Source organism: Amycolatopsis sp. NPDC051758 (genome assembly GCF_044453095.1).
GTDB lineage: Bacteria > Actinomycetota > Actinomycetes > Mycobacteriales > Pseudonocardiaceae > Amycolatopsis.
This window is the reverse complement of record NZ_JBITCJ010000004.1, coordinates 789,712-810,426: the sequence shown is the minus strand read 5'-3', so window position 1 is coordinate 810,426 and position 20,715 is coordinate 789,712. Positions and strand designations below refer to the sequence as shown.

General features: G+C 72.7%; 17 protein-coding genes. 13 read left to right on the top strand and 4 right to left on the bottom strand.

The annotated features are described in order from the left end of the window. The first annotated feature begins 81 nt into the window (after positions 1 to 81). A complete protein-coding gene (locus ACIA5G_RS23350) occupies positions 82 to 858 on the top strand; it encodes a hypothetical protein (RefSeq protein ID WP_395926436.1) in 777 nt (258 codons plus the stop codon). A 3-nt stretch (positions 859 to 861) separates the two neighbouring features. On the opposite strand, the gene ACIA5G_RS23345 is transcribed toward ACIA5G_RS23350, so the two are convergent. Beyond that, positions 862 to 1,623: a site-2 protease family protein gene (locus ACIA5G_RS23345; protein ID WP_395926524.1), complete on the bottom strand. Its 762-nt coding sequence runs from the start codon at positions 1,621 to 1,623 to the stop codon at positions 862 to 864. Between the two features lie 261 nt (positions 1,624 to 1,884). Here ACIA5G_RS23345 and ACIA5G_RS23340 point away from each other — a divergent pair, with 261 nt between their 5' ends. Together ACIA5G_RS23340 and ACIA5G_RS23335 are read left to right on the top strand one after the other, a co-directional pair. After that, positions 1,885 to 2,172, top strand: a complete 288-nt coding sequence (locus ACIA5G_RS23340) for a WhiB family transcriptional regulator (protein WP_364524949.1) — start codon at positions 1,885 to 1,887, stop codon at positions 2,170 to 2,172. A gap of 287 nt (positions 2,173 to 2,459) precedes the next feature. Beyond that, complete coding sequence (locus ACIA5G_RS23335; RefSeq protein WP_395926434.1) at positions 2,460 to 5,729, top strand: glycosyltransferase; 3,270 nt, start codon at positions 2,460 to 2,462, stop codon at positions 5,727 to 5,729. A gap of 25 nt (positions 5,730 to 5,754) precedes the next feature. Here ACIA5G_RS23335 and ACIA5G_RS23330 read toward each other — a convergent pair whose 3' ends face one another. Further along, entirely contained in the window at positions 5,755 to 6,219 is a 465-nt protein-coding gene (locus tag ACIA5G_RS23330; RefSeq protein ID WP_395926432.1) for a metallopeptidase family protein, read from the bottom strand. Between the two features lie 79 nt (positions 6,220 to 6,298). Here ACIA5G_RS23330 and ACIA5G_RS23325 point away from each other — a divergent pair, with 79 nt between their 5' ends. The 7 genes from ACIA5G_RS23325 to ACIA5G_RS23295 all read left to right on the top strand — a co-directional run bounded on the left by ACIA5G_RS23325 (position 6,299) and on the right by ACIA5G_RS23295 (position 11,416). After that, positions 6,299 to 6,655: a DUF3499 domain-containing protein gene (locus tag ACIA5G_RS23325; RefSeq protein WP_395926430.1), complete on the top strand. Its 357-nt coding sequence runs from the start codon at positions 6,299 to 6,301 to the stop codon at positions 6,653 to 6,655. Between the two features lie 80 nt (positions 6,656 to 6,735). Then, a complete protein-coding gene (locus ACIA5G_RS23320) occupies positions 6,736 to 8,091 on the top strand; it encodes a phosphomannomutase/phosphoglucomutase (RefSeq protein WP_395926428.1) in 1,356 nt (451 codons plus the stop codon). A gap of 84 nt (positions 8,092 to 8,175) precedes the next feature. Continuing rightward, positions 8,176 to 8,397: a Trm112 family protein gene (locus ACIA5G_RS23315; RefSeq protein ID WP_395926426.1), complete on the top strand. Its 222-nt coding sequence runs from the start codon at positions 8,176 to 8,178 to the stop codon at positions 8,395 to 8,397. Beyond that, entirely contained in the window at positions 8,381 to 9,475 is a 1,095-nt protein-coding gene (locus ACIA5G_RS23310) for a hypothetical protein (RefSeq protein WP_395926424.1), read from the top strand. Before ACIA5G_RS23315 ends, ACIA5G_RS23310 begins: the two co-directional genes overlap by 17 nt. Positions 9,476 to 9,529: 54 nt before the next feature. Continuing rightward, positions 9,530 to 10,759: a mannose-6-phosphate isomerase, class I gene (gene manA / locus ACIA5G_RS23305; RefSeq protein WP_395926522.1), complete on the top strand. Its 1,230-nt coding sequence runs from the start codon at positions 9,530 to 9,532 to the stop codon at positions 10,757 to 10,759. A 106-nt stretch (positions 10,760 to 10,865) separates the two neighbouring features. Beyond that, positions 10,866 to 11,087, top strand: a complete 222-nt coding sequence (locus tag ACIA5G_RS23300; RefSeq protein ID WP_395926422.1) for a hypothetical protein — start codon at positions 10,866 to 10,868, stop codon at positions 11,085 to 11,087. Next, positions 11,084 to 11,416: a hypothetical protein gene (locus tag ACIA5G_RS23295; RefSeq protein WP_395926420.1), complete on the top strand. Its 333-nt coding sequence runs from the start codon at positions 11,084 to 11,086 to the stop codon at positions 11,414 to 11,416. Before ACIA5G_RS23300 ends, ACIA5G_RS23295 begins: the two co-directional genes overlap by 4 nt. Before the next feature lie 423 nt (positions 11,417 to 11,839). Here ACIA5G_RS23295 and ACIA5G_RS23290 read toward each other — a convergent pair whose 3' ends face one another. Then, a complete protein-coding gene (locus tag ACIA5G_RS23290) occupies positions 11,840 to 14,770 on the bottom strand; it encodes a BTAD domain-containing putative transcriptional regulator (protein WP_395926418.1) in 2,931 nt (976 codons plus the stop codon). Positions 14,771 to 14,923: 153 nt separating this feature from the next. On the opposite strand from ACIA5G_RS23290, the gene ACIA5G_RS23285 reads away from it, so the two are divergent. The 3 genes from ACIA5G_RS23285 (at position 14,924) to ACIA5G_RS23275 (ending at position 18,389) form a co-directional block, all read left to right on the top strand. Beyond that, on the top strand, positions 14,924 to 15,841 hold the full coding sequence (locus ACIA5G_RS23285; RefSeq protein WP_395926416.1) for a cation diffusion facilitator family transporter: 918 nt from the start codon (positions 14,924 to 14,926) through the stop codon (positions 15,839 to 15,841). A gap of 87 nt (positions 15,842 to 15,928) precedes the next feature. Then, a complete protein-coding gene (locus ACIA5G_RS23280) occupies positions 15,929 to 17,455 on the top strand; it encodes an amino acid permease (RefSeq protein WP_395926413.1) in 1,527 nt (508 codons plus the stop codon). Between the two features lie 271 nt (positions 17,456 to 17,726). Next, complete coding sequence (locus ACIA5G_RS23275; protein ID WP_395926411.1) at positions 17,727 to 18,389, top strand: LPXTG cell wall anchor domain-containing protein; 663 nt, start codon at positions 17,727 to 17,729, stop codon at positions 18,387 to 18,389. Positions 18,390 to 18,434: 45 nt separating this feature from the next. Here ACIA5G_RS23275 and ACIA5G_RS23270 read toward each other — a convergent pair whose 3' ends face one another. Next, positions 18,435 to 20,693, bottom strand: coding sequence for a hypothetical protein (locus ACIA5G_RS23270; protein WP_395926520.1), 2,259 nt, complete (start codon positions 20,691 to 20,693; stop codon positions 18,435 to 18,437). Between the last annotated feature and the right edge of the window lie 22 nt (positions 20,694 to 20,715).

Genomic DNA, 20,715 nt, shown 5'->3' with positions numbered 1-20,715 from the left:
TAACAGGGTCCTGTCCGGCGCCGACTACGGCCACGCCCGGCGCACCGGCGCCGGCTTCGGCACCGGGAAGGACCTTCGGACGTGGCGATCTCCGATGCGCAGATAGTGGCCGTGCTGCGGCCGTTCGTCCGGGCGAGCGGGCCAGTGCTCGACGCCCTGCGGGACTCCGACCCGTTCGGCCTGCGAGCCGGGACCGACGACCTCGCCGGCGTCGAGTCCGGGCTGAAGGCGAAGCTGGTCAACGGCGTGGCTTCGGTGAAGGTGCCCGGCACGGACGCGTGGGCCCGGATGTCGGGCCACGACCGGTCGAGCTGGTGGATGAACCGCGTCGGGCGCTTCACGGCGCTGCTGACCGCGATCCCCGGCCTCGGCGGCGCGCTCGCCGACCGGGTGCCGGTGCAGGACACCCTCGGCGCGGCGTCGCAGGGCCTGCTGCTGTGCGCGGTCGCGGGCGAGTACGGCGTCACGGACGTCGGCACGCGGGTGCGGCTCATCGCGTGGGTGCTGTTCAGCCGTGACATCGCGCCCGCGCTCGCGGCGGGCCACGACGAAGCCGTGGAGGCGGACGAAGCCGCGAAGCTGACCGAGGAGCTCAGGGCGTCGTCGGAGAAGCACGGCAAGGCGACGGTCAAGGCGGCCGCGGGCACGCTCTTCCGGCTCGGCCGCGGTCTGCGTGAGATCACCGAAGAGCTGGAGAAGCGCCCGCGTGGCCGCCTCCTGCACCGCGCGATCGGCAAGCTGCCGGTGGTCGGCATGGCCGGGGACTACCTCGGCGAGCGCTCCGGGCTGCGGCAGGCGTGGCAGCGCGCGCACGCGTGGCTGAGCGAGCACGCGCCGCCGGTCGCCACGCCGCGGTGAACCTCAGTTCCAGAAGCGGAACACGCTGCTGCCGATCTGCGCGCCGTCGACGTAACCGCCGAACGCGCCGAAGATCGAGAACGCGCCGTTCCACAGCGCCGTGTTCGCGGGCTGGATGAACCACAGGATCGCGAACAGGATGATCGGCGCCCACGGGCGGACCTTGGCCCCGAGCTCGCGCGCCTGCGGCGGCAGGTACGGCTCGATCGCGCCCCAGCCGTCGAGGCCCGGGATCGGGAGGATGTTCAGGATGAACGTCACGATCTGCAGCAGCGCCAGGTAGGACATCGCGATCACCAGGCCGCCCGACATCGGCACCAGCGCGACGACCAGCGCCAGCGCCGCGCCGACCGCCAGGTTGCTCAGCGGCCCGGCCAGCGAAACCCACGACGACGTCCCGCGCGAGCGCAGCGCGCCGCGGTTGATCCAGACCGCGCCGCCCGGCAGCGGGATGCCGCCGATGATCAGGAAGATCAGCGGCAGGACGATCGACAGGACCGGGTCGGTGTACTTCCGGACGTCGAGGGTCAGGTAACCCTTGTGGGCGACGCTGTAGTCACCGCCGCGGTAGGCGACCATCGCGTGGCCGAACTCGTGCAGCGACAACGACGCCACCCAGCCGGCGGCGACGAAGATCACCACGCCGGCGATGAGCAGGGGGTCGCGGTCGCGGACGAAAACGGTGTTGATGTCACCGAACGCGGCCATGACGCCACCGGCGACGGTGAGCGCGAGGATGCCGAGGAAGACCGGGCTGGGGCGCACTGCTGACTTCTGCACGCTTCCAGTCTTCCGTATGCCCGGTGTGAAGTTACCGGCGTGTCCCCTTGCGCGATCGGGCCGGAGGGTCCCCCGAACTCGCTACTCCGCTTGACCTGACCGCACTACACGGGTGTAATCACAGTGATGTCATTCGTTGTCGAGGGGACAGCGGGTGTCGTTTCACCACCGCCAGCCTGGGGAGTGCTAGGGAGCGAGGAGGCGGACGTGCGGTTGGAAGCCGATGGGAAGGAATGGGGGCACGTCATGAGTTGGGGCGAGATCCCGGAGCAGGCTCTGGGAGATCTCACCGAGCTCATCGATGCCACCGAGGAAGAGCAGGATTGGCAAGAACGCGCTCTGTGCGCGCAGACGGACCCGGAAGCGTTCTTCCCCGAGAAGGGCGGCTCCACCCGTGAAGCCAAGCGGATCTGCCTGGGCTGCGAGGTCAAGGACGAGTGCCTTGAGTACGCGCTGGCCAAGGACGAACGCTTCGGCATCTGGGGCGGTCTGTCCGAGCGGGAGCGCCGGAAGCTGAAGAAACGAGCGATCTAGGGAGAGGTGTGTTCGCGGAACGCGCGAACCATGATCGCTCGTTTCAGTGTCTTCTGGGGGTGCAACCCCCAGACCCCGCCCGGGGGCACGCCCCCGGACCCCCGCCGTGGCTCGGCTGAGCGTGGATCAGCCGGTGTCGGTGGTTGGGTCTTGCTGGTTTGTGTGATGCGCCCACGTGGTTCCACTGCGTGGGCGCTTTGCATGCGCGCGGCGTGGGTTCACCAACGGGTGACGGGCCGGGGCCGTAGGGTGGCCGCACCGATCCGCCGCCTGATCTGGAGCGATTGTTGCCCCGCACCGCCGCGCCGCCCGTCCTGCGCACCGCGCCCGTTCTGGCCATTGTGGTCTGTCACAACGGCGAAGACTGGCTGCCGCTGGCGCTTTCTTCGTTGCGCCGCAGCAGCGTCCGGCCCCGGCACGTGCTCGCCGTGGACACCGGCTCCACCGACGCGACCCCGCGGCTGCTCGCCGAGGCGGCCGACCCCGAGGGGTTCGGCCCGGATTCTTCTCCCGTGCTCTCCGGGGTCATCACGCTTTCGAGTGATACCGGCTTCGCCGCCGCCGTCGTCGAAGCGGTGGAGCACGCCGTCGGACGCTGGGGTGACCCGGGCGCGTGGCTGTGGCTGCTGCACGACGACTGCGCGCCCGAGCCCGACTGCCTCGAAGAACTCCTGCGCGTCGCCACGAAAACGCCGTCGGCGACGGTGCTCGGCTCGCTCGGGCTCGACTGGGCCGACCCGCGGCTGATCGTCGAAGCCGGCCTGTCCACCGACGCGTCCGGGCACCGCCAGCAGATCGCCGCGACCGGCGAAGACCCGGCCGAGGTGCTCGCCGTGCCCAGCGCCGGCTCGCTCGTGCGCCGTGACGCCTGGGACGACCTCGGCGGCTTCGACCCGGATTTCCCGCTGCTGCGGGAAGACCTGGACTTCGGCTGGCGTGCGAACGCGGCCGGCGGGCTGGTGCTGTCGGTGCCGACCGCGCGGGTGCGGCACGCGCGCGCCGTCACCACCGGCCGGCGGGCGGTCGACGCGGTTTCGGCGCCGCTGGCGGTCACGAACCGCGCCCACGGGCTGCGGGTGTTCCTGGTGAACTGCTCGCCGTTTTCCTTCTGGCTGGGGATGATCCGGCTCCCGCTGCTTTCGGTGCTGCGCGCGCTGGCGTTCGTCCTGCTGCGCCGCACCGGGGAAGCGCGGGCCGAGTTCGCCGCCGCGACGTACCTCCTCAGTGGACGCGGCGGATTGCGCGCCGCGCGGGCCCGCCGGCGGCGGAATCCGCGGCCGGGCACGGTTCGCGGGCTCTTCACCGGGCGTTGGACGCGGCTGCGCAACGCCGCCCGCGCGGGAGTCGTCGGTCTCGTGCGCCGAGGCGTGGAGAACGACGTCGCGCTCGGGACCGTGCCCGAGACCGTCGAAACTGAGTCGGCGTGGGTGACGCCGGAAGCGCTCGACGCTCGCGAGACCCGTCCGGTCGGGCCGGACGCGCTGCCCGCGGGTGCGCTGCGCGGGCTCAGCTCACGCGGGTCCGGGCTGCGGCGGCCGGGCACGCTCGTCGCCGTCGCGCTGCCGGAAACCGCGGCGGCCGAACCGGTCGACGTCACCGAAGACGCCGTCGACTCACCCGAGCCCGAACCGGAGCTCGTCTTCGTCGAGGTCAACCGCCGCCGGGTGCTCGGCGCGACGATCTTCGCGCCGCCGGTGGTGCTGCTCGTCGTGATGACCGCGCTGGGGCTGTTCGTCAACCGCGCCCGGCTCGGCCTCGACCTCTTCGGCGGCAAGCTGCTCCCGGTCGGCGGGCTGGGGGAGCTGTGGTCGTCGTACCTCGCGCCGTGGCACGCGATCGCGGGCGGCACCGGCGCGCCGGCATCCGCGACGCTACCGGTGCTCGGCACGATCGGCGCCGTGTTCGCGCCGATCGGCGGGCCGGCCGCGCTGGTCGCGATCCTGCTCCTCGGCGACATTCCCTTGGCCGCGCTGAGTGCGTACGCGGCGACTCGGCGGCTTCGTGTGCGCCGGTGGGTCCGGGCGGTCGTCGCCGCGACCTACGCGCTGCTGCCGGCCGCGACCGCCGGGGTGGCGCAGGGCCGGCTCGACGTCGTCGTGGTGCACCTGGTGCTGCCGCCGGTCGCCGCGGGCATCGCCGGGCTGCTGATCCGGGCGGACACGCGATGGCTGCACGTCTCCGCGCTCTCGGCGTTCGGGGTGGCGCTGCTCGGCGCGTTCTCCCCGCTGGCGCACGGGCTCGCGCTCGCCGGGCTGCTGATCGGGTTCGTCGTGCTGCCCGCGCCGACCGGCCTGGCGCGCCGGATTGCGTCGGTCGGCATCGTGGTGCTGCTGCCGCTCGCGCTGCTGCTGCCGTGGCCGACGGTGCTGCTCCGGCACCCGGAGCTGCTCGTGCAAGGACTCGGCGGCGCGGCATCGCTGGTTTCCGGCACCGACCTGGCCGGGCTCGACCCGGGCGGGCCGGGTGCGTGGCCGGTCGGTGTCGCGGTGATCGCGGCGGCGCTGGTCGCGCTGGTCGTCCGGCCGACGAAGCTCGCCGCGGGCGGGCTCGCGCTGGGCGCACTGGGTGCGGGCGGCCTGGTCGTGGTGCGGCTGGTCACGGCGACGCCGATGCAGGGTGGATCACCGGCGCACGGCCACGCGGGGGTGCCGCTGCTGGTCATCGGCGCCGGGCTGCTGTGGGTGGTGCTCGGTTCGTGGCAGCGCGGCGGGTCGGCCGGGATGCCGGCGACGTGGCTGCCGAAGGTGTTCGCGGCGGCCGGTGTTGTCGTGTTCCTGGCGCTGGCGGCCGGCGCGGTGGTCGTCGGCGGTCAGGGCCCGCTTCGCGCCGGTGAGCGGCCTTCGCTCGCGCCGGAGGTTTCCGCGTCCGGCCGGTCGGTGCTCGACCTGGCGCCGGACGCGACCCGCCAGATCGGCGGCCGCCTGCCCCACTACGGCGACGACGAACTCGCGCCCACCCCGGGCACCCCGGCCCGGCTGGCGGCCTGGCGCCGCGACCTCGGCCAGGGCGACGCGGCGGCGGTCCAGCGCACCTTCGCGGCAGCGGCCGCGTCAGGAGTCCAGTTCGTGGTGCTCCCGCCGGGTGTCGACCCGCAGGCGTACCCGCCGCTGGCGAAGGACCTGGTGTCGGTCACCGCCCCGACGTCCGACGGCCGGGGTGTGCTCCGCCTGCTCCCGCCGGCGGGCCAGGTGATCCTGATCTCGCCGGAGCAGGCAAAAGCGGCGGTCACGGGCGGCGGCGCGCCGGGCAACGCGCCGGGCGTGGCACCGGTGCAGGCGGACCTGCCGGACGTCCGCGTCCGCGTGTCCGACGGCCCGACCGGCCGGCTGCTGGTGCTGGCCGCCGAGCAGGAGGCGGGCTGGAAGGCTTCGGTGGGCGGCAAGAGCGTCCCGATCGTGCCGGCCTGGGGGCACCAGGTCGCGGTGTCGGTGCCGCCGACTACGTCCGAAGTGACGGTGGAGTACCCGGGGACGGAACGGAACCTGCTGCTGCTGGCCCAGCTGGCGGCGGTGCTGTTCACCCTGCTGACGGCGGTCCCGGCCCGGCGCCGCCGCTGACTCCGGCTCGAGACCCGCGCCGGCGCTACTCGCCTTCGATGACGTCCGGTTCCACGCCGAGGTATCCCGCCACCTGCTCCACCAGCACGTCGTGCACCAGCTCGGCCAGCTCCGACGGGTCCTTCGCCCGCGCCTCGAGTGGCCGCCGGTACAGCACGATCCGCGCCCGCGTGGGCATTCCGGTCCGATCGACGCCCGCCGGCACGAGACGGGACAACGGCACCGCGCCGTCGTGCAACACGCCGTCCGAAGGGGCCCGGCCGTTCTCGCGGACCTCGGGCACGTCGTCGACCGCCACGTCCAGCTTCGTCAGCTCGTGGCGCCAGCGCGCTTCGATCGGCTCGAGCGCGTCGAGCACCAGCGCGTCGAACCGCTCCGCGCGGCTCGCGGCGGCGGGCAGGGTTGCCGGATACAGCGTCCCGCGCAGGCCCCGGCCGTGCCGGTCCCGTCGCAGGCGCCGCCGTTGTCGGTAGTCACGAGCCGTCGCCACCCCGGAAGTCTATGCGGTCGGCACGTCCCAGCGCGTGTCGCTCCTCCTAGCTTGCGGCGACGCGCTATCGTTTCCGATCGTGCGGAGCGTACGGAAGTGTTCGCGTACCGGCTGTCTCGAGCCGGCAGTGGCCACGCTGACGTATGCCTACAGCGACTCCACCGCCGTCGTCGGCCCGCTGGCCACCGCCTCCGAGCCCCATTCGTACGACCTCTGCGAAGCCCACGCGCTGCGGCTGACCGTCCCCAAGGGCTGGGAAGTCGTCCGGCACGAAGGCGCTTTCGCGGCTCCGGACCCGTCGGCCGACGAGCTGACCGCGCTGGCCGAGGCCGTGCGCGAAGCCGGCCGGTCCGACCGGCCCGCGCCGCCGCCCGCCGAGCCGGACGGCCCGTCCGGGCGCCGCGGCCACCTCCGGGTGCTGCCCGGTCGCGCCTGAGCGCGTCACCCACCTCCGTCGCCGGTAGGCTTTCCGCGCGGCGCAGCGGGCGCCGGGACGACTATTCGCGGGGAGACGGCGTGCCAGACCTTTCGGGCATCGTGAAGGCCTACGACATTCGCGGCGTGGTCGGCGAGCAGCTCGACGCGGACCTCGTCCGTGATTTCGGCGCCGCGTTCGCGCTGCTCATCAAGCCCGAGGCGCCCTCGGTGGTGATCGGCCACGATATGCGGGACTCGTCGCCGGGGCTGGCCGAGGCCTTCGCCGACGGCGTGACTTCGCAGGGCCTCGACGTCGTCAGCATCGGCCTGGCGAGCACCGACCAGCTGTACTTCGCTTCGGGCTCGCTCAACCTGCCGGGCGCGATGTTCACCGCGAGCCACAACCCGGCCAAGTACAACGGCATCAAGCTGTGCCGCGCCGGCGCGTCGCCGGTCGGCCAGGACACCGGGCTCGCCGAGATCCGCGACACCGTCGAGCAGGGCGTGCCCGGCTTCGAGGGCCAGCGCGGCACCACGAGCGAGCGGGACGTCCTCGCCGACTACGCCGCCTACCTGCGCAACCTCGTCGACCTGTCCGGCAGCCGGCCGCTGAAGGTCGTCGTCGACGCGGGCAACGGCATGGGCGGGCACACCGTCCCGACCGTGTTCGAGGGCCTGCCGATCGAGGTCCTGCCGATGTACTTCGAGCTCGACGGCACCTTCCCGAACCACGAGGCCAACCCGCTCGACCCGGCGAACATCGTCGACCTGCAGGCGAAGGTGCGCGAAGTCGGCGCGGACGCCGGGGTGGCCTTCGACGGCGACGCCGACCGCTGCTTCATCGTCGACGAGCGCGGCGAGCCGGTTTCGCCGAGCGCGATCACCGCGCTGGTCGCGGTCCGCGAGCTGGCGAAGGACCCGGGCGGCACGATCATCCACAACCTGATCACGTCCAAGGGTGTGCCGGAGATCGTCGCCGAGCACGGTGGCAAGCCGGTCCGCACCCGTGTCGGGCACTCGTTCATCAAGGCCGAGATGGCCCGCACCGGCGCCATCTTCGGCGGTGAGCACTCGGCGCACTACTACTTCCGCGACTTCTGGCGCGCCGACACCGGCATGCTGGCGGCGCTGCACGTGCTCGCCGCGCTCGGCGAGCAGACCGGCCCGCTGTCCGAGCTGACCAGCGCGTACTCGCGCTACGCGGCGTCCGGTGAGATCAACTCGACCGTGGACGACCAGGTCGCGAAGATGATGGTGGTCAAGGACAGCTTCGGCACCCGCTCCGGCGTCGAGCTCGACGAGATGGACGGCCTGACCGTGCAGCTGCCGGGCGGCGCCTGGTTCAACCTGCGCCCGTCGAACACCGAACCGCTGCTGCGCCTGAACGTCGAGGCCGCGAACGCCGAAGCCGTGCAAGGGCTGGTGGACGAAGTACTCGCGATCATCCGCAGCTGACCCGTCCACGGTGAAGGGCGGCCGGGACGAACTGTGTCCCGAAGGTGCCCTTCATCACACCTCCCCGCGTGGTATGGAGGAACCATGGCCATCACGCTCGACGCCCAGCTCCTCGAGATCCTGGCGTGCCCGTCGCCCGATCACGCCCCGTTGCGTCCCGGGGCGCCGGACGACCCCGAGGCCGACGCGCTGACGTGCACCGAATGCGGCCGGGTGTACCCGGTCCGTGACGGCATCCCGGTGCTGCTTCTCGACGAGGCCACCGTCCCTGGCGACACCGGAAACTCCGATGCCGACAGTGCTTGACGACTCGCTGCTCGACGACCCCGGGCGGCTGGCCGAGGCCGACAGCTCGGGGCTGCTCCGGGCCGCCGCGATGGCGGGCGCCCAGGTGCGGGCGGCCGCCGAGCTCGCCGCCGAGCTGGAGCTGTCCGACCGGCTCGACGTGGGGCGGCCGCGCGCCGTCGTGCTGATCGACCGGCCGGGTGTCAGCCGGACGCTCACCCGGCTGCTCGCGGCGCTGCTGACCCCGTCGTGCCCGGTCCCGGTCGTCGTCGCCGAGGTGGTGCCGAGCTGGATCGGCGCGCTCGACGTCGTCTTCGCGCACACCGACGACCCCGGTGACCGCGAGCTCGCCGCGTCGCTGGAACGCGCCGCGCGCTTCGGCGCTTCGGTGGTGCTCTCCGCGCCGGCCGAGGGCCCGGTGGCAGCCGCTGTGGCGGGCAAGGGCCTGCTGCTGGCGCCGCGCATCCCGGTGCCGCCGGAGCTGGCGTTTCCGCGCGGCCTGGCCGCCGGGCTGCTCACCGCGAACGCGCTGGGCCTGCTGGTGGCCGACGTCCAGGTGCTGGCCGACCAGCTCGACCTGGAGGCCGAGAAGGACTACCTGGCCCGCGACTCGTTCGCGAACCCGGCCAAGGCGCTCGCGCTGCGGGTCGCCGACCACGTGCCGCTGCTGTGGGGGCTCGATCCGGTGGCGGTCGCCGTCGGCGAGCACGCTGCGCACGCGTTCGCCGCGCACGCGGCTACTGTGTGCGACGTCGAAGACTTTCGTCAGGCTTTGGCGCGCCCCGCGTTGCGGCGGGCGGCGCAATCGAGTGGCGCGGAGCGTGACATCTTCGCCGATCCGGACGATCCCTCTGGTGACATCCCCACCCGGGTGCTGCTCCTCTCGGTGCGATCCGGTCCGGCCACGGACGCGGCGCGCTTCCAAGCGGAGGATCTGCTGCCGGGTGCGGACGTCATCGCCCCGGCCGAGGAGATCGAGGCCGACGAAATCGTGCGGGCCGCGGTGCTGGCGCTGCGGTTCGAACTGGCGGCGGTCTATCTCGGGCTGGCGGCGGGCAGCATCGGCGGCGCAGGCCGCTTCGCGCCCGCGACGGCGTGAGACACGCCGAGCACCGGCCCGGGCCGGTGCCGAAGGAGTGGAGTTGAGGTGACAGTGGAGCTGCTGCGCAACGCGGTGCGGCCCTACGCCTGGGGATCGCGGACGGCGATCCCCGAGCTGCTGGGCCGTCCGATCCCCGCGCCGCACCCCGAGGCCGAGCTGTGGATGGGCGCCCACCCGGGTGACCCGTCACACGTCATCGGACCGGACGGGACCGAGCGGAGCCTGCTCGAGCTGGTGGACGCCGACCCGGTGACGCAGCTCGGCGAGCGCTGCGCGAAGCGGTGGGGTGGGCGGCTGCCGTTCCTGCTGAAGATCCTCGCCGCGGAGGAGCCGCTGTCGATGCAGGCGCACCCGTCGGCGGCCCAGGCCGCGGAGGGGCACGCGCGCGAGGAGCAGCTGGGCATCCCGCGCGACGCGCCGAACCGCAACTACCCGGACCCGACGGCGAAGCCGGAGCTGGTCTGCGCGCTGACGGAGTTCCACGCGCTGGCCGGGTTCCGCGAGCCGGACCGCACGGTGAAGCTGCTGAAGGCGATCGAGACGCCAGGGCTGGCGAAGTACACCGGGCTGCTCGAAGCGCAGCCGGACCCGTCCGGGCTGCGGGCGCTGTTCACGACGTGGATCACGCTGCCGCAGCCGTCGCTCGACTCGCTGCTGCCCGAGGTGCTGGACGCGTGCGTCCGGCACGTCCAGGAGCACGGCGAGTTCGCGGTCGAGTGCCGCACGATCCTGGAGCTGGGCGAGACGCACCCGCGGGACGCGGGCGTGCTGGCGGCGTTGCTGCTGAACCGGCTCACGCTGCGCGCGGGCGAGGCGATCTACCTGCCGGCCGGCAACCTGCACCTGTACCTGAACGGCACGGCCGTCGAGATCCTGGCGAACTCGGACAACATCCTGCGCTGCGGCCTGACGCCGAAGCACGTGGACGTGCCGGAGCTGCTGCGCGTGGTCGACTTCGCGTGCGGCGAGATGCCTGTGCAGTGCGGCGACGGCGGAGACCGTCTTTCGGTCTACCGCACGGACGCGCCGGAGTTCGAGCTTTCGCGTGTCGAGTGGGCCGCGGGCCAGGACGACGAGATCTCGGTCGACAGCGTGGGCCCGCAGATCCTGCTGTGCACGGCCGGCGACCTGCTCGTGACGGCGGACGACGGCGAGAAGGTGGAGCTGCGGCGCGGTCAGTCGGTCTGGCTGCCGGCCGCGGACCCGCCGGTTCGCGTACGTGCCGTGGGCGGTGCGCGGTCCCAGCTGTTCCGGGCGACCGCAGGGACCTGCGAGGACTGACGCGCGGCGCACTTTGTGTGCGTTCCGTGTGGTGCCCTTCTCCACTATCACCCATCGGAGTGGTTCTGCCGCTCCATGGTGTCGATTTCTGGAGGAGAAAGAGCTGGTGACTTCCTATCCCGATGCCGGCACCGGGCTGCCCCAGGCTGCCCCGGTCGCGGCTCCGTCCCGGCCGGGGGTGCTGCTGGGGCTGGTGGCGGTCGCCGTGGTCTCGGCGCTGGCCTCGATCGTCGACGGAGTGCTGTTCTTCGTCGGCGGCCGCGACATGGCGCTCGACGTCGCCGCGGACACGATCGCCGCGATCACGGAGCCTCGGCGGACACGGTGAAGGCCGGCGGCGGCGCGCTGCTGGAGGCGGCGCTGGACGAGGTGCAGAGCACGCTCCAAGTGCGGGGAGCGGTCGCCATCTTCTTCGGCGTGGTGCTGCTGTTCTGGGGGCTGCTGGCGCTGAGGGGCGCCATGTGGGTGCGCGTGCTGCTGACCCTGGCGTCGCTGACGAACGCGGGCGTGGCCCTGCGCCTCGCGACCGACGTCGAAGGCGGGACGGCCGCGATCCGCGGCATCGCCTGGGTCGCGCTGGCGACCGGCCTGGTGGTCGTCGCACTGGCGTGGCTGCCGGCGGTCAACCGGTACGCCAAGGCCCGGCGGGTCCGCTAGCCCCCTGGGGGTGGCGCCGGTCGTGCGTGCCCGGCGCCCGTGGGCTGGGGTGGTGCCGCGAGGGGGCGGCACCACCCCGTTTCGGCGTTTCGGCGGTTCGGGGAGGACCGGTTGGGGACCTTCCGCTGAGGTGCATGCCATGAGGGGCACCCTCATGGCTTTTAAGTCCATGAGGGTGCCCCTCATGGACTTTCGGGGCTGGGGCCGGTCTGGGAGGCTGCCTCGCTTGATCTGATCGGCGCGGTGGGGGCGGCAGCGCGGCTTTTCGGGGCCGTCGCAGCGTCGTCTCGCTTTGCGAGATCGGCGCGGTGGGGGCGGCAGCGTGGCCTTTCGAGGCGATCGCGGAACCGTCTCGTTGGTCAGATCGGCTCGGTCAGGGGGCAGCGTGGCCTCTCGGGGCGATCGCGGCACCGTCTCGTTTGGTCAGACCGGCTCGGTCAGGGCCAGCAGAGCCCGGCGAAGCGCAGCAGCGCTGGCATCACGCGGATCGGCCAGGTTCGCAGCTTCAGCGGCCGCCTCCAAAGCCGCCGCATCATCACCCGTGGCCTCGCAAGCTCGCTGCAGGACGAGCCACGTCAATCCGGTCGCAGGCTTACCTCCCATCTCGCGAAACTCGTCGAGACAAGCGCGCAGCACCGGGATCGCCTGCGCCGCCCGGCCTTCGCCGATCCAGCTTGCCGCCAGGGCCCGGGTGCACGACAGCTCCCGCGGCCGCTCGTCCAGGTCCCGTGCCAGCTCGCGGGCCTCGCCGAACGCGGCCGTCGCGCGGTTGCGGGCACCCGTCGCCGCCGAGATCGCGCCGAGGGTGCGCAACGACTTCGCCAGCGCCGAACGTGCCACCGTGCCGCGCAGCAGGTCCACCGACTCCGTGATCGCCGCCGTCGCCGAGTCACCTTCGCCCGTCAGCAGCGACGACCACGCGAACCCGTGCAGCGCCATGCCGATCTGCCGCGCGTCACCCGTGTCCCGGGCCGATGCCACCGCCGTCCGGTCGACCTCCCGGGCCTCGGCCACCCGGCCGAGCCGCAGCAGCGCCGCCGACTCCGCGGCCCGCACCAGGAGTGCCTCCGCCTGACCGTCCACAGTGAACAGTTCGCGGGCGTGAGCGGCGGTGTGCAACGCTTCTTCCGCGCGGCCCAGCCCGATCAGGCAGTGCGCCAGGTTCGCCGAAACCCACGCGTGGGTGCGGCGATCGCCGTGGGCTTCCAGTTCCTTTGCACATTCGCGATACGCAGACGCGGCCTCCTCGTACTGCCCGCGCGCGTGCCTCAGCAGCGCCAGGTTCGCCTCGGCGACCGCGGCCGACGGACGGTCGTCCGTCGCCGCCAAGACCGTTTCGTACGCCGCGCGCATGTCGGTGTAGTGCCCGTGCAGATAGAGGTACACGCTCAGCTTGTCCAGCAGCAGCAACGCTTCCCGCGCGCGCAGCGTCCCGATGAGCAGCACGAGGTTCGCGCGCTCGGCCGCGAACCACTCGTCCGGACGCTCGAGCAGCCGCGCCACCAGCGCACCCGGCAACGGCTGCGCGAGCGGCTCGTGGGCCATCGCCGGCATCGGCACCGTGCGGGGCAACCGGGCCGCCGCCGCGTCGGCGAGGGCGAGCGTCGCCGCGAGGACCGTCGACCCGCCGCCCCGCTCCGGCGGGCCTTCCGCGGCGTACAGCCGGACGAGGTCGTGCATCCGGTAGCGGCCCTCGCCGGTCCCGTCCGGGCCGTGCGCCTCCAGCAGGCTCGCTTCGACGAGCTCTTCGACGGCTTCGTCCGCGTCCGGGTCGTCGACCAGCGTGGTCACCGCCCAGGCCGGCAGGTCCGGCAGCCGGCACTGCCCAAGCAGCCGGAACGCGCGTTGCGCGGGTGGGCGCAAACCCTCGTAGCTCAGCGCGATGCTGCTCCGGACGGCCAGGTCGCTGACGGTCAGTTCGTCGAGCCGGCGGACCTCGTCTTCGAGCCGGTCGGCCAGCTCGCCGAGGCGCAGGTGCGGGCGGATGGCCAGCCGGCTGCCCGCGATCCGCAGCGCCAGCGGCAGCCGCGCGCACGCCGCGATGATCCGGCCGGCGTCGGCGCGCTCCCGGGCCACCCGCGCCCCGGCGAGCCGGTTCAGCAGCTCGGCGGCGTCGTTGTCGGAAAGCGGCCCGAGCGGCAGCCGGTGCGCGCCGGCGAGCCCGCTCAACCGGCGGCGGCTCGTCACGAGCACCGCGCAGCCCGGCGTGCCCGGCAGCAGGGTGCGGACGTGCTCGGGGTCGACGGCGTCGTCGAGCACCACCAGCACCCGCCGGTCGCCGAGCCGGCCGCGGAACACCGCCGCGCGGGCGCCGAGGTCGTCCGGCACCGCCGGCCCGGGCACACCCAGCGCGCGCAGCAGGTCGGCGAGCACGGCACCGATGTCGCGCCCGGCCAGCGGCACGTACAGCTGGCCGTCCGGGAACCGCGCCCGCAGCCGGTGCGCGGCGCGCACGGCCAGGGTGCTCTTGCCCGCGCCCGGTTCGCCGCTCAGGATCGCAACAGGGACACGTTGTGCGTCGCCCAGCACCTCCGTCAGCTCGGCCAGCTCGGCGTCGCGGCCGGTGAAGTCCCCGATGTCCGGCGGCAGCTGGCAGACCGGCCACACCGGCGGCGGCAACCGCGGCACCGGATCCTCGCCACGCAGGACGGCGGAGTGCACCCGGCGGGCCTCCGCGCCGGGCTCGACGCCGAGTTCGTCGATCAGCGTGGTCCGCAGCCGCCGGTAGACCTCCAGCGCGTCACCCTGCCGCCCGGCCCGGTGCAGCGCGATCATCAGCTGCGCGGCCAGCCGTTCGCGCAGCGGGTGCTCGGTGATCATGGCCTGCAGCTCGCCGGTCAGCTCCCCGTGCCGGCCGGCGGTGAGCTCGGCGTCGACGCAGTCCTCGAAGACGGCGAGCCGCTCGGACTCGAGCCGCGCGACGTCGGCGTCGAGCGGCGGCACGTGCAGCCCGGCCAGCACCGGCCCCCGCCACTGCGCGAGCGCCCGCCGGTAGTGCCCCGCCGCGGCGAGCGCGTCCCCCGCCCGCTTCCCGTCGGCGACCGCGGACCGGAACAGGAGCAGGTCCAGCTCGTCCGGCTCGACCCGCAGCCGGTAGCCGAGCGGCCCGTGGTCGATCCGCAGGCCGTCGATCCGGTCGCGCAGCCGCGAGAGGTAGGTGTGCAGGTTCGAGGTCCACGACTTCGGCGGCCGCTCCGGCCACAGCGCTTCGACCAGCACGTCGACGTGGACGTGCTGGTTGGCGTTGAGCAGCAGCACGGCCAGCAGCGTGCGCTGGCGATCGCCGCGCAGGACCGGCCACTGGCCCGGCGGGCTCTCGACCACGAGCGGACCGAGCACGGCGAAGTGCGCCATGTCACCTTCCCCAGACTGGTGAGCAGGGAGAGCCACGGTAGCGGAGGGGTACGACAGAAAACGCCGGCCGCGGTTACGCCGGTCGGGACGGTCCCGCGCGCACGCTCCTACTAGGCTCCACCCGGACATTCGGGACCAACCAGGGGAGCGGTCGTGTCAGCTGGAGGCGGAACCAAGGCGATCATCGCGGCGCTCGCGGCGAACGCCGGAATCGCGGCCGCGAAGTTCGTCGGATTCCTCGTCACCGGGTCGTCGTCGATGCTGGCGGAGTCCGTGCACTCGCTGGCCGACACCACCAACCAGGGCCTGCTCCTGCTCGGCCAGAAGACGTCGAAGCGGGAAGCGGACCAGGAGCACCCCTTCGGTTACGGCCGTGACCGGTACTTTTACTCCTTCATCGTCGCGCTGATGCTCTTCAGCCTCGGCTCGGCCTTCGCGATCTACGAAGGCATCCACAAGGTCGGCCACGCGGAGCCGCTGGAGTCGCCGATAGTCGCGGTGATCATCCTGCTCGTCGCGGTCGCCCTCGAGAGCTACAGCTTCTACACCGCCATCGGCGAGTCGAAGAAGATCAAGGGGGACGCGACCTGGTGGGGCTTCATCCGCCAGGCCAAGGAACCCGAGCTCCCCGTGGTGCTGCTGGAGGACGCGGGCGCGCTGCTCGGGCTCGTCCTCGCGCTCCTCGGCGTCGGGCTGTCGGTCGTCACCGGCAACCCGGTCTGGGACGGTGTCGGCACGCTCGCGATCGGCGCGCTGCTGGGGGTCATCGCGATCATCCTGATCGTCGAGATGAAGAGCCTGCTCATCGGCGAAGGGGTCACCGAGGCCGTGCTCGCGACGATCGTCGACGAGCTCGCCGCGGGCAAGGTCGAGCGGGTCATCCACATCCGCACCCAGTACATGGGCCCGGACGAGCTGCTCGTCGCGGCGAAGCTGGCGATGGTGCCGGGACTCGACACCGCCGAGCTGGCCACGGCCATCGACGACGCCGAAGCGCGCGTGCGCGCCAAGGTGCCCGTCGCGAAGCTGATCTACCTCGAGCCGGACCTCGACCGCAGTCTCGCGAGGTAGGCCCCGGGCGTTCGGCAAGCCGTCACGCTCCTGACCCGATAGGGTGACCTACCGCGATACACGCAGGCCAGCCGCAGGAGGTCAACGGTGCCCGGAACGGGATTGTGGCGCACTAAATCCATCGAGCAGTCCATTTCGGACACCGACGAGCCGGACACCAAGCTCCGGCGGAACCTGAGCGCCTGGGACCTCACGGTCTTCGGCGTCGCGGTCGTCATCGGCGCGGGCATCTTCACGCTCACCGCCCGCGCGGCCGGTGACTACGCGGGCCCGTCGGTCTCGCTCGCGTTCGTGTTCGCCGCGATCGCGTGCGCGCTGGCGGCGCTCTGCTACGCCGAGTTCGCCTCGACCGTGCCGGTCGCGGGCAGCGCGTACACGTTCTCCTACGCCACGTTCGGCGAGTTCATGGCGTGGATCATCGGCTGGGACCTGATCCTCGAGCTCGCCGTCGGTGCCGCCGCCGTGTCGAAGGGCTGGTCGGTCTACCTCGAAACCGTGCTGGGCTACCTGTTCGGCAAGGGCGCGAAGACGACGTTCGACATCGGCAGCGTCACGGTCGACTGGGGCGCGCTGGTCGTCGTGGCGATCCTGACGACGCTGCTGGCCGTCGGCACCAAGCTGTCTTCGCGGGTCTCGATGGTGATCACCGGCATCAAGGTCGCCGTGGTGCTGTTCGTGATCATCCTCGGCATCTTCTACATCAAGGGCGCCAACTACTCGCCCTACGTCCCGCCGGGCTCGACCGGCGGCGCGGGCGAGACCGGTGTCGACCAGTCGCTCTTCTCGCTGATCGCGGGCGGCGCGAGCAGCTCGTACGGCGTGTTCGGCCTGCTGGCCGGCGCCTCGCTGGTGTTCTTCGCGTTCATCGGGTTCGACATCGTGGCGACCACCGCCGAGGAGACGAAGAACCCGCAGAAGTCCGTGCCGCGCGGCATCTTCGGCTCGCTGATCATCGTCACCGTGCTCTACGTCGCCGTCTCGCTCGTCGTCGTCGGCATGACGTCCTACAAGGACCTGGCCACCGAGGCCGGCGACGGCAGCCACAAGACCCTCGCCACGGCGTTCTCCGCCAACGGCGTCGACTGGGCCGCCAACCTCATCTCCTTCGGCGCGCTGGCCGGCCTGACCACCGTCGTCATGGTGCTGATGCTGGGCCAGGTCCGGATCATCTACGCGATGTCCCGGGACGGCCTGATGCCGCGCGGCCTGGCGAAGACCGGTGAGCACGGCACGCCGAAGCGCGCGACGATCATCGTCGGCGGCCTGGTCGCCGTCGCGGCGACGTTCTTCCCGGCGGACAAGCTGGAGGAGATGGTCAACGTCGGCACGCTCTTCGCGTTCGTGCTGGTGTCGGCGGGCGTCCTGGTGCTGCGCAAGACGCGGCCGGACCTGCCCCGCGCGTTCAAGGTGCCGCTGGTGCCGCTCATCCCGATCCTGGCCATCCTGGCCTGCCTCTGGCTGATGCTGAACCTGACCGTGCTGACCTGGCTGCGGTTCATCGTGTGGATGGTGATCGGCGTGGTCCTCTACTTCGCCTACAGCCGCCGGCACTCGCTGCTCGGCAAGCGGCAGGCGGACGGCGTCGAAGCGCCCGCCAAGGCGCCGGACGCCTAGCTTCACCCACTCGATCGTGACGGCCCCGCCGACCTGTGTTCACGCAGGTCGGCGGGGCTTTTTGCGGAACCGTACGGACCGGTCAGCAGATGACGATCTTGCTTTTGGTGCCTAAAAGGGGACCCCGTGTAGCGGGGGAAGTGACGTGCGATACCTTTCGATCCTTCGTGTGGCACGGACGGGTGAATTACAGCAGCGTGATTCAACGGTCGGTAGCGACGCGATCACAGATTTCGCAAGTACTCTCTCCCCGCCGGTACAGGAGTTCTGAATGCGCAGTCGTACCTTCCGCGGCGCGATCGCGATCGTCGCGCTGACCACCGCCGCCCTTCTCGGCACCGCCGGCTCCGCGCTGGCCTGCCACAGTGACGACAACCGCCCGCACCCGACGCCCGGCAAGGCGACGCCGTGCGCCGAGGGCACGGACCTCAGCCAGAGCGACGTCGACTTCAAGATCGTCAAGAACCGCCTCAACATCTCCAAGGTGCACGAGGGCGTCACGGTGAAGCGCATCGTCGTCATCGGTGGCGACGACGGCTTCAACGACTACACCCCGGGCGTCAAGGGCCTCGAGAAGGCCGCGCCGTGGAACGACCTGCGTGCGCCGTTCAGCCGCAACGGTCGCCAGGCCGACATCGAGAAGTGGTACCTCTGCGGCACGAAGACCAAGCCGACCGAGACCACCAAGCCGCCGACGACCAAGCCGACCGAGACCACGCGGCCGAGCGCCCCGGCGACCTCGGACACCTCGGTCGCCCCGACCAGCTCCACCGCCCCGGCGGTCGTGCCGGCGGGCAACGAGTCCGGCACCGGCGGTGGCTTGGCCAACACCGGTTTCGACAACATGTGGCTGGTGTGGATCGGCGCACTGCTGCTGCTCGGCGGTGGCGGCCTGCTCGTGCTGCTGAAGTTCCGCCGCAAGGCTTCCGAGTGAAGCTGAGCTAGCTCCGTGAAGGCCCCTCGCTCCGGCGAGGGGCCTTCACTGTTTCGAGGGGAAGTCCCCGAAGAGTGATCCCTGCTCACCCCAGGCCGGCTTGCCGAGGCCCGCGGCCATCGCGACGGCGTGGTCCCATTCGGCGTCGACGACGTAGTCCTGGTGCTTGAGCACCCCCGGCGCCCAGCGGTGCCGCCCGGTCGGGCCGCGCAGCGGGTCCGGCAGCCAGTGGTCACCGCCGAGGATGAGGACGCCGTTCTCGTCGGCCTTCGCCTTCAGCGGGCCGGAGCTGCCTTCGGGCTGGAAGCCGACGCCGTACAGCTGCCGGTCGGAGACTTCGTGCCGCCAGGTCGTCACGCCGCCGCCGAAGATGTCGGTGCCGCGGCACAGGGCGCGCCATCGTCCGTCGAGGTCGGCGAACAGCCGTTCCAGCGCTTCTTGCGGCAGCAACGTGGGGAAGGCGCGCTGGTAACCCCACTGCAGCGGCGAGCCGGCAGTGAGCACGCCGACGCGTTCGAGGTCCGCCGGCGGCAGTTCGGCCGCGAGCCGGGCGGCGGCCATGACCGTGAGCAGGCTGCCGAGGTTGTAACCGGAGAGCACCACGCGCGTCCCCGGTTCGGCGAGGTGCTCGCGCGCCCGCGCCGCCAGTTCCGGGACGACCTTCAGCGCGTAGCACGGCGGCACCGTCGGGTGCGCCGCCCGCGGCCAGAAGCACACGAGGTCGGCCAGCGCACCGAGGTGCCGGCTGCGCTGCGGTGTCCGCGCGGCCGTGTAGACGACGCGCAGCAGACCTGCGGCCAGCGCGCCGAGCGCGAACACGCCGATCGCGGACAGCGGCCCGAACCAGCCGGGCACCAGCCCGAACCCGAAGCGCAGCACCAGCAGCGCGGCGCCGCCCGCGGACATCGCCGACGCCACCGTCAGCGCCAGGTGGTGCAGGTGCCGCCGTTCCCACGCCGATCGCGCCCACGCCGCCGCGGCTTGGCCTTCCTGCCGTTCGTCGTGCTCCATCAGCTCGACGATCGCCGGGACGCCCCGCCGCAGCCGGCGCAGCGGGACGGCGACCGCGAAGCCCAGCACGGCGAGCACCGCGGCCAGCGCCAGCCCGGCGCCCCACGGCACGGTGACCAGCAGGTATGTGTCGGGCACGCGCAGGAGCTCCGCGCCGGAAAGCCGGCGCAGCGCTTCGGCGAGACCGGCGCCGAACCCGCCGCCGAGCAGGCCGGCCAGCGCCAGCACCGGCGCGGCCGCCCAGCCGCCCGCCCACGGCCGCAGCCGGCGCGGCTTGTGCTTCCAGGTGGGCCGCGCCAGCAGCGCGGCCGGCGCCAGGAACAGCGCGAACAGCACCGTGACGGCGACCAGCGCGGCGCCGAGCCCTTCGACGACGCCGTTGGTCCCCGGGAGCGGGCCCGCGCCGGGCCGCAGCCGCACCGCGGCCACGACGACCAGCAGCCCGGCGAGCGTGATCACGCCGGGCCGGGCGAACCGGCCGGTGTCCACGCCGATCGCCGCGGCGACGATCGTGGCGAGCACCAGCGCCAGTGTCACGATCCAGACCACCAGGTCGAAGCCGTTCCCAGGCACGCGAAACGGCCCGCCGAGCAGCAGCAGCGCGACCGAAGCCAGCGCCGCGACGGTGTGCAGGCAGCGCAGCGCGGGCGTTTCCGGGTCGGCGCGCATCCGCAGCGGCCCGGCGGTCAGGTCGCCGTCGGCGTGCACCGCCCAGGTCGCCGACGAAATCCGGTGCAGCACGAAGATGACGAGCAGCAGCGGCAGCACGCCGACCGTGATCCGCGCGGGGACCGAGCGCAGGACGTCCGGGACCACGGGGAAGCAGCCCGAGCCGGGCGCGAGGCACTGCGCGGCGAAGAGGTCGAGCGCGATCGCCGCGAGCTGGCCCATCAGCAGCATGGTCAGCAGCAGGGCGCCGACGCGCAGCAGGCCGCGGCAGACCGCGCCGAGGACACGCGCGAACCGGCGGTCCGGCGGCGCCGGCGGCAGCATCCAGAACGCGACGTTGGCCAGCGAGAACGGGAACAGCAGCGCCCAGGTCGCCTTCGCGGCGCCGCCGGAAGTCATGCCGTGCCACAGGTAACCTTCGAGGGTCCGCGGGATCGACCGGCCCAGCGCCGGCAGCACCGGCCCGGGCGCCGGGCGGCGCAGCCGGTCCGCCGGGCGGATCACCCGGCCCAGCCCGTCGCCGGCGACGTCGACGGTCGCGACCGCGTCGAGCAGCGTCTCCCCGCTGGTGCCCACGAGCCCGGCGACGCGGATTTCGACGACGCGGGTGTCCGGGCCGGGCATGGGCACGGTAAGGGTCTCCTAA